Raw genomic sequence first — 13,849 nt, 5'->3', positions numbered from 1 at the left:
TGCGGTATCCAACCCGCGAATATCAGCTTGATCCACCGTCGAGATGTACTGCTACGTCGCCCTCAGGAAATTCGAACAATATGCATTCGACAACCTGAAACAAACCGATCCCGATTGACACCGGGAGTCATATCAGCCGGGAGTGTGGCGCGCAAGCGAACAACAGTGCGCTGACTGGTGAGACCGAGCAGACGGCTGACGTCTTCATTGCTTCGGCCGGCTAGCAGCTGCCGGCGCGCATACGTGTTACGCAAAACACGCGGACTCATATCCGGCGCGGAAAAGCCGATCGCATCCAGCGCTTCTCTAACAATCATCCCCAACAGCATGTCGTTGATCGGCCCGGATCCGCGCGGCGCCGGAAACAGCCAGGCGGTCGGCGTCGCCTCCATGCACTGCGCCTGCCACGCAAGCAGCGCTGCAAGATAGGGCGCGGCCAGCGTCACCTTGCGTTCATCGCGCGCACCGCGCCTGGGTACGTGGATGTGCGGCCGCGTCGCATCAATGACGAGGTGTTCGTGAGTCGCGGCGCGAATCTCGGCAGCCGTGACTCCAGTACCAAGCAACAGCGCAACGATTGCGCGATTGCGGACTGCGCGCGGCACGTCGTCGGCAAGCGGTTGGGTGTGAGCCTGCAAGAGCAGATCGGCTTCGTCGCTGAGAAAGAGCGGAACCGGTTCATCCTCGGGCCACGCTTCATGACGCAAGAATTCCGCGGCCGGATTGCTGCGCCGAAGTTCGAGCACGACGAGATGCCGGCAGAGCCTGTCAATCAGCTTGACGTAGCGCAGTCGTGTAGTCGTGCCAGGGGCACAACGGTTGTCGACGTGTGCAAAAAACGATTCCAGATGCTGCGCGCCGAAGTTGATCAGGGTCGCTTGATGGGTGACGAGGTGGCGCAGAAAACGTTCGAACATAGCCGTGTGCTGCGTGATGGAGCGCGCGGAAAAGGGCCGGCGATCCGCGCCGGACGCTTCGGTTGTCTGCCATTCACGGTAGGCCGCAGCAGGATGGTCGATCCACAAAGACGCCTTGTTCATAGGCACTTTATATACTGAATCTCAGCGAGGCGTCCACCACCGCGAATCTTCGATTCGACAATCGGTCTTTAGCGGGAAGGGGTCTTGATGGACACAGCAGGCACCTGTCCGCTCGCATCGAACGATGCAAGCGGCGCCCTATATACGCACGATGCGCTATAGGCCGTGAGCTAACTTCCCTTGTAGAGCGTGCCATTCAGGTACTTGAGCTGACCGTCCTGCTCGGCCTGAATGAGTTGCTGCCTCACCTGGCTGCGTGTCAGCCCGACGGGCGAACCAGATGCGGACTGTCCGCTCATGTCCATCCCGACGCCGGTATCGGCCCGCGCGACGCTCGTGTTGCTGTTCATGGCAGCAGCGGGTGCCTGCTGGGTGCCGTTGTTGACGTCCTGCGCGAAGGCGGGTGCCGCGCAAATGATGAGGCTTGCGGTTGCTGCAATGTAAGCGATCCGGATCACGATCGACTCCTGTTCAAGGTTTGAAAGGAAAGGGCCCAGCGGGTTTTGATAGTCGTTGGCTGGGTGTCGGTCTCCACCACGCAAATTTCAGTTTACGCGCTGTGCGATGTCTCAACGCTGACGCCTCCATGACAAAACGGCCAGCTTGGCCATGCGGCGTGCATGGACCTTTGTGCCTCCGTGAAAGTCTCTACATTTTTTTATGGCGAGTTGTGATCGAAATTTTTTTCGCTCATTGTGCATTGTGCACAACGGATCTGAAGCGCCGCATTTCTAGCGCTATTTCGTGCGTTGCCGCTTGCGCCACTACCCGGTCATGCCAATGAACACACCGAATACGTCTACCTCAGCGCAGTCCGTCAAGACCGCTTCCATCAACGGCGTGCAGGCCGCCCCGCGCCTCACGGTCGCAGGGCTCAATCATGGTTTCGAAACCGATGACGGCGTGCGAACCACGCTCTTTGCGGGCCTGAATTTCAGCGTCGGCGCCGCGGAGATCGTGTCGATCGTCGGCCGCAGCGGTGCGGGTAAGAGCACCTTGTTCAATCTGATCTCGGGCTTACTCAGCCCGCAAGCGGGCCGCATTGATGTTGGGCAGCGAGCCGACGGCAGCGCGGGGCGCATCGCCTATATGCTGCAGAAAGATTTGCTGATGCCGTGGCGATCCGTGCTGCAAAACGCGCTGCTCGGCATCGAGCTTTACAGAAAGGTGACGCGCGGTGACGTCGAGCGTGCGCGTGAAATGCTCGCACGCTATGGCCTGAGCACCGTGGTCGATGCGTATCCACATTCCCTGTCCGGTGGCATGCGTCAACGGGTTGCATTGACGCGCACGCTCCTCGTCGATCCGACGCTCGTGTTGCTCGACGAGCCTTTTTCCGCACTCGATTACGAAACGCGTCTCGCACTCGAAGACGATGTCATGGCACTGCGCGACAGCACCGGCACGAGTGTCGTGCTCGTCACGCACGATATCGAGGAAGCGATTGCGATGAGCGACCGCGTGATTTTGCTAGGCGGCCGTCCGGCGCGCATCGAAGACTCGCTCGACGTTCATCTGTCCACGCAAGGTCCGCGCACGGCAGTTTCGGCTCGCGAAGCACCTGAATTCCGCACCTTGCACAAACGCATCTGGGGCGGTCTGCGCAGCAACACCATTCATCATGCAGGAGCGTCGACATGAGTGACGTCATGATCTCCACGACAGGAACGGTACGGCGCAGCCCACGCATGCGCCGTCTGAAAGGCTTTGGCGCAACGACGGGAGTCGTCACGCTGATCATGGTGGCGCTCGTGGTGCTCTGGCAGGTGGCTGCGGGACGTGGCTGGATCAATGGCCAATTGTTCGGCTCGCCGCTCGGCATCTACAAGGCGGCGACCGTCGGACTCGCACAGGGCAATCTGATTACCGACACGTTGACCACGCTCTATGAAACCGTGCTCGGACTGGTCATTGGGAGCGGCCTCGGCATTGGGCTCGGCCTGCTGCTCTGGTTCGTGCCGCGCGTCGCCGGTGTCACCGAAGGCTTCGCGGTGATGTTGAACAGTATTCCGAAGATTGCGCTGGGACCGTTGATTGTCATCTGGTTCGGTTCGGACATGACGTCGAAGGTGTGGCTCGCCGGCATCTCCACCTTCGCGGTGGCGATGATCTCTTCATGCGCCGCGGCGCGCGAGGTCGACCGGGATCTGTTGAACCTGTTCCTTTCGTTCAAAGCCAGGCCCGGCATGATCTTTCGCAAGCTGATCGTGCCCGGCGCGCTGCCGTGGATCTTCTCCACGTTGCGCGTGAATATCGGTTTTGCGCTGATCGGCGCGGTGGTGGGTGAATACATCGCGTCGCAAGCAGGACTCGGTCACGAAGTATTCGTGGCGGGGTCGCTGTTCGACCTCAATACCGTCTGGCTCGGCATCATCATCCTGACCTTGATGGCGACGCTGCTCTCCTCGCTCGTTCAACTCGCGGAAAACCGGATCATTTCATGGAAGACAAAACGATGAAGCCGTCTCTCGCCTCTCAGCAAAAGCAGTCGCGGTCCAATGGCGTGTTCGCCAGGCACTTGATGAAAGTGCTTGCGGCCGGTGTAGTGTTGGCATCGGCGGCAGGACAGTCTGCCCAGGCCGCGCCGGAAAAGGTGGTGGTCTATCAGGCGTTTCAGTCGATCCAGTATCTGCCGCTCTATGTCGCCATGGACAAGGGCTTCTTTGCGAAGAACGGCCTCGATGTGCAGAAGGTGACGGCAGGCAGCGGTGCACAGGGCGTCGCCGCGGTGATTGGCGGTCACGCGGATTTCTCGTTGCAAGATCCGATGACGGCGGTGCTCGCCAATCTGAAAGGCGCAACGCTCGTGAATGTGGCGAACGTCGTGGCCGGTGTACCCGTGTGGATTCTGACGCCACCTGATTCTCCGCTCAAGAGCCAGGCGGATCTCGCAGGCAAGACGGTGTCGGCCGCGTTGCCGCCGTCGACCAGCACCTATCTGCTGCAGCGTCTCGTCAAGCAGGAGAACCTTGCCAACGTGAACATGAACACCGTACAGATCGGCACGGAACTGGCGCCGGTTGCCGCGGGACGCGCAGCGGCCGCGACGCTGTATGAGCCGCAAGTGGATCAGGGCATCGCCTCCGGCTACAAGATTCTTTATGCCTTTCCGAAGGCGTATCCCGGCGGATACGCTTTCTCGACGCTGGACACGCTTGCGTCCACGATCAAGTCAAAGCCTGCCATGGTGACGGCGTTCGTGAAGTCCATCGCCCAGGCCGAGGCGTTGATCCAGCAGTCGCCTGATACGGCTAAAGCCGTGGCCGTTGCGCAATTTCCTTCACTCGACAAGAAGATCGTTGAAACCGCGGTGGATCGTTTGATCAGCCAGAAGATCTACGCGGCGACACCGGACATCTCTGAGCAGGCGTTCCGTAACGCGCTGGATTTGCAGGAGTACATCGGCAATATCAAACCGGGTAGTGTGGCGTACGATAGTGCAGTCGATAATTCCTTTGCCAAGGCTAGCGCCAAATGATCGCGAGTAGCGCTTCTTACCTGGGGTAGGCATTGGCCAGATTTTATCGGACCGCCCAGCAATACGTGCTGAGCACGTTGAGAGCTGAAATCCTGCAGGGCTTGTATCCGGCCAATACGCATCTGCGCCAGGAAGAAGTGGCGAAACGTCTTCACGTCAGCACGACGCCGGTACGTGAAGCGTTTCGCGATTTGCGCGCGGAAGGTCTGGTTTCGATCGACCCCAATAAAGGTGTCGTGACGCGCGGGCTGACGCTCGCAGACGCAACCGGCATCTACGAACTGCGCATGATGCTGGAGCCGATGCTCGCGCAGCGCGCATGCGCGCAGATCGCGGCAGCTGAACTCGATGCCGCGCAACGCACGCATGAGGCAATGGTCGCGACGGCATCGCCGGAGCAATGGTCGCTGATGAACGAGGAGTTTCACGCGCATCTGGTGAAAGGCGAGGCGCAGACCCGCCTGTTCGACCTGTGCGAGTCACTGTCGCGCGCGGCCCGTCCTTACGTGAGTCTTTCGATGCACGTGAATCAGGACATCATGGCGTCGAACAATCGCGAGCATGCGGGACTTCTGGCAGCATATGAGGCGGGCGACGCCGACGCCGTGTATGCGCAAACCCGGGGCCACCTGGAAAATACACGCGACGCGGTTGTCGAATATGTGAACCAATGGCTGGCCGACGATAGCCAGCCACACCGGAGATCCGGCTGAGCGTTCCTGAATCGTCAGCCGGAAAAAAGCGAATATGGATTCCGTTGCGTTGAACACCTTGTCGGCCGTCGAGGCTCGACGTCTGGTTGCCAGCAGGCAGTTGTCGCCAGTCGAACTGATGGATGCCTGTATCGCACAGATGCAAGCCGTCAATCCGCATGTCAATGCGCTTGCCGCCACACGCTTCGAGCAGGCGCGTGAAGAAGCACGCGTCGCCGAGCAGGCCGTCATGCGCGGTGATGAACTGGGTCTGCTGCATGGTCTGCCGCTCGGTGTAAAAGATCTGGAAGAAACAGCCGGTTTGCTGACGACCTACGGCTCGCCAGTTTTTCGCAGCAACGTGCCGTCAAAAGACAATGTGCTGGTCGCGCGTCTGCGCGCAGCGGGCGCAATCCTGACGGCAAAGACCAACACGCCGGAGATGGGCGCGGGCGCCAATACCCGCAATGCGGTGTGGGGTGCGACCGGCAACCCTTTCGATCCGAACCTGAACGCGGGTGGATCGTCGGGAGGTGCGGCCGTTGCATTGGCAACCGATATGCTGCCGCTATGCACCGGCTCGGATACCGGCGGCTCGTTGCGCATTCCGGCCGCGCTGTGCGGTGTCGTGGGTTTTCGGCCATCACCCGGACTCGTGCCGTCAGACAGAAAATTGCTGGGCTGGTCGCCGCTGAGCGTGTCGGGGCCCATGGCACGCAGCGTGGCAGATCTGCGTTTGCAAATGGCCGCGACGGTGGGTCTGCACGGCGCCGAGCCGCTTGGCGTGGAATGCGATTTCCGCACTATCCTGCGCGCGCGCGAGGTCGATCTGAATACGCTGCGCATCGGCTATACGGAAGACTTCGGCATGTGCGACGTGTCGAACGCGACACGGCAAACTTTTCGCGCCAAGATGGCGGCGCTCTCGCGCTATGTGGCGGTCTGCGAACCGGTGCACTTCGATCTGGGCGAAGTGAACCGCTGCTTCGACGTGCTGCGCGCGCAGAATTTCATCGCGAGCTTCAAGGAGATTTATGAGCGTGATCCGAATCTGCTCGGATCGAATACGCGCACCAACTACGAGATGGGCCTCACGATGTCGCTTGGTGATTCCGTCTGGGCGCACGCGGAACAGACCCGCATGTTCCGCCGCTTCCAGCCCGTGTTCGACCAATACGATCTGATCGTCTCGCCGACCTGTCCAGTTTCTCCGTTCCCGTGGCAGCAGCCCTATCTCGCGGAAATGGATGGACGTCCGCTGGAAAACTACTACCGGTGGCTTGGCTTGACGTACGTCGTGAGCCTGCTCACCAACCCCGCGTTGTCGTTGCCAGGCGGCACGGATCACGCGGGCATGCCGTTCGGGATGCAACTGGTGGGACCGTTCAGGGGCGATCGTCGCGTGCTGGATATTGCGCAGGCATTGGAAAGCGCGTTCGTCCACGACGACGCATTGCGACGTGTCGCACCGGATCTGACCAAACTGGCGGCGAGTCATGCCGACCTGAAATCCATTGTGACGGATCCGTCTGATGAAGCGTTGGCGCGGGGCGCATTGCGCGGCAGCTGAGCCGAACGCCACGGCCGAACATCAAGCTCGGCCGGGCGGTGCGGGATTCTGAGCAGGGGGCACTGGCGTTGGCCGTGGCTGCACTCAGGATGCGACTTCGAGGCGGCTGTCGGCGCCCATTACGCTGAGAAAACGCATGGTGAGCGGATGTCGAGGATGCGTGAGCACTTCATGCGCCGGACCTTCTTCGACCACGGCGCCGCCGCTCATGAATACGACGCGATCGGCGACCTGGTCGGCAAAGCGCAGTTGATGCGTGGAGATGATCATCGTCAGGCCGTCCTCGATGGCGAGCCTCTGAATCACGTCCAGCACTTCGCCAACCAGCTCGGGGTCGAGTGCCGAGGTCGGTTCATCGAGCAGCAGCACACGTGGACTGGGTGCGAGAGCACGCGCGATCGCCACGCGCTGCTGCTGGCCGCCGGACAGATGACGCGGTAGCGCATCGGCGCGATGCGACAGACCCACCCGCTCGAGCAGTTCACGCGCGCGCCGCTCCGCCTCGGCGGGTGCCATGCCGTGCACCCAGCGCAGCGGACCGGCGATGTTCTCGCACGCCGTCAGATGGCTGAACAGGTTGAAATGCTGAAACACCATGCCGACGCCGGCACTGGCGCGCTCGTTTGCGATCTCGTGCTGGGTCATGGCGCGGCCATCGACGCGAATGCCGACCCGCTGTCCGCTGATGCGAATCTCGCCCGCGTCCGATTGCTCCAGATGATTGATACACCGCAGTAGCGTGCTCTTGCCGGAACCGCTGGGTCCGAGCAACGCGACGACCTCGCCGACGCGTACCGTCAGATTGAATTGATCCAGTACGGTTTGCTCGCCGTAGCGTTTGCGCAGACCCTTCACCTGCACGGCCGCGCGCTGGCGTGACAGGTCCGCGTAACGCCGGGCGCGGTCGTGAGTCGCAGCGGGCGAAACGGGCACGGCAAGCGGTTGATGTTCCTCGTCTGGCGATGCGGCAGCGCGCTGCTTCACACTCACGCTGGTGCTGGTCGTAGCCGCATGCGCCGCCCCATGGTTGCGGCGCCATGGCAGCAGTCGCGCAAAACGTTCGGAAGCCGGGCGGTCGAGATCGAGTGCGGCTTCGGCAATCAGCTGGATCGCAGCAATCGCGCCCGTCAAGACCAGATACATCAGACCGGAGGCGAAGAAGATCGAGAAGAAGTCGAATGTCGATGATGCCAGCTGCGTGCTGCGCAGTGTCAGCTCATCGACGGCAATCACCGACGCCAGCGACGAGTTCTTCAGTGCACTGACCGATTCGTTGCCGAGCGCCGGCACCATCGTGCGGATCGCCTGTGGTGCAATGATCCGGCGCATCAACACCGTGGGTGTCATGCCGAGCGCCTGTCCCGCAAGCAGCTGCCCGCGCTCGACGCCGAGCACGCCGGCCCGCAGAATCTCGGCGATGAACGGCCCTTCGTTGGCCGCCAGCGCAAGCCCCGCCGCGCCCATCGCGCTCAGCTTCAGGCCGATATGCGGCAACGCGTCGTACGCGAACACCAGTTGCAGGATCAGCGGCGTGCCGCGAAAGATCACCGTATAGCCGCGTGCGATGATGGCGAGCGGCCCGACCTTGCTCAGTTGCATGCTGGCGAGCACCAGCCCCACGACCAGACCGCCGGCAAGACCCAGCACCGTGACCGAAATCGTGAAGCCAATGCCCTTGAGCAGATACGGCAGGCCCAGATAGTGCAGGAACAGATCCATCAGTTCGACACGATCAGCTTGGGGGTTTCGAGGTTCTCGGCGCCGAGCGACCACTTCTTCAGCAGATCGGTCTGAATGCCGGCCTTCTGGATCGCGACGAGAGCGGCCATCACCGCCGCACGGAATTCCGGCTTGTCCTTCGGTACGCCGATGCCCACCGAATACGGCAGGGTCACCGCGCTGGCCTTTTCGAGCTTGTCCGGATAGGCCTTGACGGCTGCATCCACGGTGTTGACGTCATTGATGTACGTGTCGGCACGGCCCGCGAGGATCGCCTGAATGCAGTTCGCGTTGTTGTCGTAGAGCTGGATGGACGCTTCCTGTTTGGCCGCCGCTTTACAGGTGGACGAAAGGTTCTGGATCAACGGGATTTCCACATAGCCGGTGTTTTCGGCGGCAGCGGTGCCGCACATGGTCGGATTGATGCCGGTGATCTTCTTCGGATTGCCCTTGGCGACGAGCACGCCGTCGAACACCTTCGAATACGTAATGAAGTCCGCAGCCTTTGCACGTTCTTCGGTTGCGTAGATATCCGAAATGACGATGTCGGCCTGGCCGCTTTGCAGTGTCGTCAATAGCGCGGCGAACGTGACCGGCTTGTACGTCATCGTGAAGCCGAGGCAATTGCCGATGCGCTCGCCGAGGTCGATATCGAAGCCGACGTACCTGCTCGGATCATTCGGGTCGAGCGCTTCGTAGCCCGGCGTGTGCGGGTTGATCGCATTGACGAAGGTTTTGCCCTTGAATTGCGGGTATTTCGCTTGCAGTGCTGTGCATTCGGCAGGCGTGGCCGTGGTGGCTGCGCTTGCATGGCCGGACGCGAGCAGCGCGACCAGACAGACGGCGCTGACGAGCAGTTCGCGCCAATAACGGACCACGCCGCTGGCGCGCCGCAAGCCATGCGCGTGATCGACAAGATTGGTATGCATCCGGAAACTCCCTGAAAGGCAGATGACAATGGCCCACCCCATGTACGCCTTGTTGCATCGCACCGACGCAAGCGTAGGTGGAGGAAATTTCGCCCACTTGTCCTAACGCGTACAAATGCTTGTATGGCGATGCAGGGCGGCGCTCTGGAGGAAGTTTCGCAGGCACTGCACCGCGTTTGTGCAGGCGCCGGACTGGATGGACCAAATACGCGGCGCTGGCAGGATAGTCGTCAGGCCAGTATTCTTCCGACAGGCATTCCGATCGCGGAGGAGACACCCATGCAGCAAGGCGATGTGATTGAGCGGTTGCGCGAGGCGTTGGGCGCGGAGGTGATCGTGCTGCCGGAGCAGTTCGGCACGCGGCAAGTGGTGGACTGGAGCGGCTTGCCGGGCGCAACGCCACGCGCGATCATCCGGCCGCGCAACACGGGCGAAGTGGCGATTGCGTTGCGCATCTGCAATGCATTCCGTCAGCCGATCGTGACGCAGGGCGGTCTGACCGGCCTTGTGGGGGGCGCGAATCTGCGCGACGGTGAAGTAGCGCTGAGCCTCGACCGGATGAACCGTATTGTGGAAATCGACTGCACGTCAGGGACCATGACCGTCGAGGCCGGCGTGCCGCTGCAGGTAGTGCAGGAGGCCGCGCTCGAGGCGGGCCTGTATTTTCCGCTGGACCTGGGTGCGCGCGGGAGCTGCATGATCGGCGGCAACATGGCGACCAATGCGGGGGGCAATCGCGTCATCAAGTACGGCATGATGCGCGAACAGGTGTTGGGTCTCGAGGCGGTGCTGGCGAGCGGCGAAGTGGTGGGCGCGTTGCATAAGATGATCAAGAACAATAGTGGCTACGATCTGCGCAATCTGCTGATTGGCAGCGAAGGCACGCTAGGCGTCATCACGCGCGCGGTGCTGCGTCTAAGGCCGCGACCGACCGCGGTAGCCACCGCATGGTGCGCGCTGCCGTCGTACGAAGCGGTGACGATGCTCCTCGAAGCCGCACAGGCTGGCCTCACGGCCGGTGTCTCCGCATTCGAGGTGATGTGGGCTGGCTATTACGACGCGGTGCTGTTCAATCTGCCGGGCCTGCGTGCGCCGCTCGCGGAGCGGTATCCGTTCTACGTGCTGCTTGAGAGTGTCGGCACGGATCCTGCGCGGCACGCGCAAGGCTTCGAAGAGTTTCTTGCGCGGATGCTGGAGGCCGGTGTCGTCGGCGACGCGGCGTTGGCTGCATCGGAGGCGGATGCGCTTGCATTCTGGGCGATTCGCGACGCACCGGGTGAATATCCGAAGTTCATTCCGAACCATGCCGCGTACGACGTGAGCTTTTCGATCCGCGACGTGGGTGAAGCGGCAAAACGTTGCGACATGCGGCTGCGCGACAAATGGCCGGATGCGCTGGTGATGATCTACGGCCATCTTGGCGATGGCAATCTGCATATCGTGGTCGACGTGCCCGGGGCGAGGAAGACGCTGCATGGCGAGATCGACGACGTGGTCTACGAGGTGACGCGTGAGTTTCATGGGTCCGTGTCGGCGGAGCACGGCATCGGCACGAAAAAGAAAGCGTATCTCGGCTTCACGAACAGCGACGCCAATATCGCCGCGATGCGCGCGGTGAAGGCCGCGCTAGACCCGAACGGGATTTTGAATCCTGGGAAGATTTTTTAAGCGAGGAGCGGCGGCTCTGGTTTGATGGTTGATGCACGCATCCGGGCATGGCGACGCACATTCCGTGTCCGGAAAGAATTGCGGCCTTCCTACGGAACACCGTATCAGCGTGTGCATCAAGCGGATTGGGACAGCTTCGAATCAGCTCAATGCGGGCGAGGTGTCTGCTGTGTCCTCGAAAAACGCTGCGGCATGCTCGACAAATGCTCTAACCTTGGCCGGCAAGAGTGTTCGCGAGTTGTAGGCGAGCCGAATTTCAAACGCACCATCGACGATTTCGAACTCCTGAAGGATCGGTACCAGCCTGCCGGAGGCTAGTTCAGCCTGCACGAGTGTGGCTGACATGGCACCGATGCCGAATCCCTCCAGTACCATTTCCCGATTGAACATTGGATTATTCGAGGCGACGTGATAGGTCAGCGGGATGGTCAGATCTCCTTCGTCCAGGCGGAAGGTCAATTCGGGCTTGCGAACGGACGGCGGTACGGCGACGAACGTGTGTCTGGTCAACTCGGATGGATGCAGGGGTACTGTGCGACTTTTCAGATATTCCGGGGTTGCTACGATAGTGAGCGGAACGCGCTCCAGAAGTCGAGTGACGACGGTCTCCGCGCTCAACATGAAGGGCACGACGATGCCCAGGTCGTAGCCGTCCGCGACCAGATCGACCGGTCGCTCGGTGAGGGTCACATCCAGATCGACTTTGGAATACTTGCGCTTGAAGGTCGAGATCAGCGGTACAAGCCGAAGCACGGTCGCCGTAGTATGGGCGACGAGTCGGAGCACACCGGCCGGCTGAACTGTCTGCATTGACGCTTCAGCTTCCAGCACCTCCAGATCGTCCAGAATGCGGGAGCTGCCAGCATAGAAGCGTTCTGCGGCCTCCGTCATTGAAATCTGCCGCGTCGTTCGATGGAACAGACGGCTGTCCAGCCGCGTCTCGAGTCCTGAAATAGCACGTGACACGGCTGCCACGCTAATCCCCAGATTGTCCGCTGCCCGCCTGAAACTGTGAGCCTCGACGACAGAGCGGAATACTCGCAAGCTCTCAAGATAGTCCACGTGGTCCCCCTAATGGCAGCGCATGCAAAGGCGCTTCGTGATGACCCATCCCACAGGTGTAAGCGGGTGGCGGGCCTGGTTCAGCGCAAAGCCGATGCGCTGAACCGGCAAAAGAAATGGCTTCGAGAGAGCGGGTCATTGCTGATAGATCGGTGTCTGATCTAGACTATATCTGATTTATCAGATAATGGCAAAGACCACTTTAAAGGGACCGGATGGGGGCTGCGCAGAGGGTCTACGTGCTCGCAATGCTCTGACCCGGTCAGGCCAGAACGTTCAGTGCCTGCTCCAGGTCCGCGAGCAAATCCTCAACGTTTTCCAACCCCACCGAAAGACGCACAAGCCCATCGTCTATCAGCGAATCCGGTTGACCCGGTTGTGCGTATACCGTCTCCATCATACTTGCGGGATGTAACGCGAGGCTTTCTGCATCGCCGAGGCTAAGCGAGCGAGTGAACAGGCGCAACGAATTGATAAACTTCCTTCCCGCTTCGATTCCGCCTTTGAGTTCAAAAGCGATCATCCCTCCGGGCTGCTTCATTTGCCGTCGTGCCAGGTCATATTGGCTATAGGATTGAAGACCGGGGTAGTGGACCTTTTTGACAGAAGAACTGCGCTCAAGATATTCAGCAATGATCTGCGCGTTGTGACAATGCCGGTCCATGCGAATCGTAAGAGTTTTCAATCCTCTGAGAATGAGATAGGCATCGACCGGCGATAGGCACGCACCGGTCGAATTCTTCATTCCCGCCGTCCTTACCCGCTTCACGACTTCAGCCGATCCCATCACAATCCCGGCGATGACATCACCATGACCGTTGATGTATTTCGTCAGGGAGTGCAACACGATATCCGCTCCAAAATCCAGCGGACGCTGCAGATACGGAGTGCAATAGGTGTTGTCCACTGCAATCAAAGCCTCGGAGTGCTCACGAACAGTTTCGCTGATGGCCTTTATGTCCACCATGCGCATATTCGGATTGGTAAGCGATTCGAAAAGGACGAGTGCCGTGTTGCGGGTAATAGATGCACCCACTTCGTCGGGGCGGGTGAAGTCCGCAATTTTCGTGACGATCCCGAACTCGGGCAGAAGTGAATTGACCAGAGTTTGCGTTCCGCTGTAGAGAGTAACGTCCACGAGTAATTCGTCCCCGGGACGCAAGAGCGTCCACGCGAGCGTGCTGATTGCGCCCATTCCCGACGCCAGGGCGACGGCGGCCTGCGCACCTTCCAGAATGGCCAGCCGCTCTTCGAGCACCCGCACGGTTGGATTTCCTCCTCGCGAGTAGACCATTCCTTCTTCTTTGCCACCTATGCGCGCAGCAGCTTGCTCTGCCGAATCGAAAGCGTATGCGGACGTGCAAAATATAGGAGTGTTTAACGCGCCATCGTATCTGGTCGGGGTGTACCCGGCGTGGATAGCATTTGTCGAGAAGCCAGGCTTATCTGGATGCATGGTATGGGGAGTTCCGTCCGTTGATGAATGCCCAAGTGTGACGCAACAATGTCGAAAGGTGCTTGCTTTCTAAGCGGAGCGGATGCTCGGAGCATCTGGTGCCATAACATCACCGGAGCAACCGATTTCCTGCTTTGCGTCGTTGCGCGCAACCCAGGTGAGTACGGGAGATTCATCAGGGAAAAGCTTCGTACAATTCCCGGCGTCATTTCTGTCGAGTCCGCAATTTCTCTTA

The 13,849-nt window shown here is 60.4% G+C and carries 13 protein-coding genes; 7 read left to right on the top strand and 6 right to left on the bottom strand.

The annotated features are described in order from the left end of the window. Positions 1-62: 62 nt before the first annotated feature. Both VGH41_RS26645 and VGH41_RS23040 read right to left on the bottom strand, forming a co-directional pair. On the bottom strand, positions 63-1,040 hold the full coding sequence (locus VGH41_RS26645) for a tyrosine-type recombinase/integrase (RefSeq protein WP_414696702.1): 978 nt from the start codon (positions 1,038-1,040) through the stop codon (positions 63-65). Positions 1,041-1,210: 170 nt separating this feature from the next. Next, positions 1,211-1,498 carry a hypothetical protein gene (locus VGH41_RS23040; RefSeq protein WP_331599937.1) on the bottom strand — a complete coding sequence of 96 codons (288 nt, stop codon included), beginning with the start codon at positions 1,496-1,498 and terminating at the stop codon, positions 1,211-1,213. Between the two features lie 322 nt (positions 1,499-1,820). Between VGH41_RS23040 and VGH41_RS23035 the strand changes: the two genes are divergently transcribed. Genes VGH41_RS23035 through VGH41_RS23015 form a run of 5 tightly spaced genes read left to right on the top strand, consistent with a single transcriptional unit; the run spans position 1,821 to position 6,780 of the window. Then, the gene (locus VGH41_RS23035; protein WP_331599936.1) at positions 1,821-2,681 is read left to right on the top strand and encodes an ABC transporter ATP-binding protein; all 861 of its coding nucleotides are present in this window, start codon (positions 1,821-1,823) and stop codon (positions 2,679-2,681) included. Next, positions 2,678-3,499: an ABC transporter permease gene (locus tag VGH41_RS23030; RefSeq protein ID WP_331599935.1), complete on the top strand. Its 822-nt coding sequence runs from the start codon at positions 2,678-2,680 to the stop codon at positions 3,497-3,499. Before VGH41_RS23035 ends, VGH41_RS23030 begins: the two co-directional genes overlap by 4 nt. Next, positions 3,481-4,518 (top strand): ABC transporter substrate-binding protein, encoded by a 1,038-nt coding sequence (locus VGH41_RS23025; protein WP_331599934.1) that lies wholly within the window; start codon positions 3,481-3,483, stop codon positions 4,516-4,518. The genes VGH41_RS23030 and VGH41_RS23025 overlap by 19 nt, the downstream gene beginning before the upstream one ends. A 32-nt stretch (positions 4,519-4,550) precedes the next feature. Further along, the gene (locus VGH41_RS23020; RefSeq protein WP_331599933.1) at positions 4,551-5,231 is read left to right on the top strand and encodes a GntR family transcriptional regulator; all 681 of its coding nucleotides are present in this window, start codon (positions 4,551-4,553) and stop codon (positions 5,229-5,231) included. 34 nt (positions 5,232-5,265) lie between these two features. Continuing rightward, entirely contained in the window at positions 5,266-6,780 is a 1,515-nt protein-coding gene (locus tag VGH41_RS23015; RefSeq protein ID WP_331599931.1) for an amidase, read from the top strand. An 84-nt stretch (positions 6,781-6,864) separates the two neighbouring features. Here VGH41_RS23015 and VGH41_RS23010 read toward each other — a convergent pair whose 3' ends face one another. Then, positions 6,865-8,499 carry an amino acid ABC transporter permease/ATP-binding protein gene (locus tag VGH41_RS23010; protein ID WP_331599930.1) on the bottom strand — a complete coding sequence of 545 codons (1,635 nt, stop codon included), beginning with the start codon at positions 8,497-8,499 and terminating at the stop codon, positions 6,865-6,867. After that, a complete protein-coding gene (locus tag VGH41_RS23005; RefSeq protein WP_331599929.1) occupies positions 8,499-9,428 on the bottom strand; it encodes an ABC transporter substrate-binding protein in 930 nt (309 codons plus the stop codon). The genes VGH41_RS23010 and VGH41_RS23005 overlap by 1 nt, the downstream gene beginning before the upstream one ends. A gap of 279 nt (positions 9,429-9,707) precedes the next feature. Here VGH41_RS23005 and VGH41_RS23000 point away from each other — a divergent pair, with 279 nt between their 5' ends. After that, positions 9,708-11,096, top strand: a complete 1,389-nt coding sequence (locus tag VGH41_RS23000) for an FAD-binding oxidoreductase (protein ID WP_331599928.1) — start codon at positions 9,708-9,710, stop codon at positions 11,094-11,096. A gap of 141 nt (positions 11,097-11,237) precedes the next feature. Here VGH41_RS23000 and VGH41_RS22995 read toward each other — a convergent pair whose 3' ends face one another. Continuing rightward, positions 11,238-12,158 carry a LysR family transcriptional regulator gene (locus VGH41_RS22995; protein ID WP_331599927.1) on the bottom strand — a complete coding sequence of 307 codons (921 nt, stop codon included), beginning with the start codon at positions 12,156-12,158 and terminating at the stop codon, positions 11,238-11,240. A 262-nt stretch (positions 12,159-12,420) separates the two neighbouring features. Continuing rightward, positions 12,421-13,614: a trans-sulfuration enzyme family protein gene (locus VGH41_RS22990; RefSeq protein WP_331599925.1), complete on the bottom strand. Its 1,194-nt coding sequence runs from the start codon at positions 13,612-13,614 to the stop codon at positions 12,421-12,423. Between the two features lie 27 nt (positions 13,615-13,641). Here VGH41_RS22990 and VGH41_RS22985 point away from each other — a divergent pair. Further along, positions 13,642-13,849 (top strand): Lrp/AsnC ligand binding domain-containing protein (locus tag VGH41_RS22985; RefSeq protein WP_331599924.1); only part of this gene is annotated, 208 nt, incomplete at its 3' end.

Origin of the sequence: Paraburkholderia sp., assembly GCF_036488795.1 — a bacterium.
Lineage (GTDB): Bacteria > Pseudomonadota > Gammaproteobacteria > Burkholderiales > Burkholderiaceae > Paraburkholderia.
Note: the sequence above shows the minus strand (reverse complement) of the source record. Positions and strands in the feature narration are given on the sequence as shown.

Bases quoted from the DNA above. Each gene is read 5' to 3' on its own strand.
- VGH41_RS23030 (WP_331599935.1), top strand. From the start codon at position 2,678: ATGAGTGACGTCATGATCTCCACGACAGGAACGGTACGGCGCAGCCCA.
- VGH41_RS23010 (WP_331599930.1), bottom strand. From the start codon at position 8,499: ATGGATCTGTTCCTGCACTATCTGGGCCTGCCGTATCTGCTCAAGGGC.
- VGH41_RS22990 (WP_331599925.1), bottom strand. From the start codon at position 13,614: ATGCATCCAGATAAGCCTGGCTTCTCGACAAATGCTATCCACGCCGGG.
- VGH41_RS23035 (WP_331599936.1), top strand. From the start codon at position 1,821: ATGAACACACCGAATACGTCTACCTCAGCGCAGTCCGTCAAGACCGCT.
- VGH41_RS23000 (WP_331599928.1), top strand. From the start codon at position 9,708: ATGCAGCAAGGCGATGTGATTGAGCGGTTGCGCGAGGCGTTGGGCGCG.
- VGH41_RS23015 (WP_331599931.1), top strand. From the start codon at position 5,266: ATGGATTCCGTTGCGTTGAACACCTTGTCGGCCGTCGAGGCTCGACGT.
- VGH41_RS26645 (WP_414696702.1), bottom strand. From the start codon at position 1,040: ATGAACAAGGCGTCTTTGTGGATCGACCATCCTGCTGCGGCCTACCGT.
- VGH41_RS23005 (WP_331599929.1), bottom strand. From the start codon at position 9,428: ATGCATACCAATCTTGTCGATCACGCGCATGGCTTGCGGCGCGCCAGC.
- VGH41_RS23025 (WP_331599934.1), top strand. From the start codon at position 3,481: ATGGAAGACAAAACGATGAAGCCGTCTCTCGCCTCTCAGCAAAAGCAG.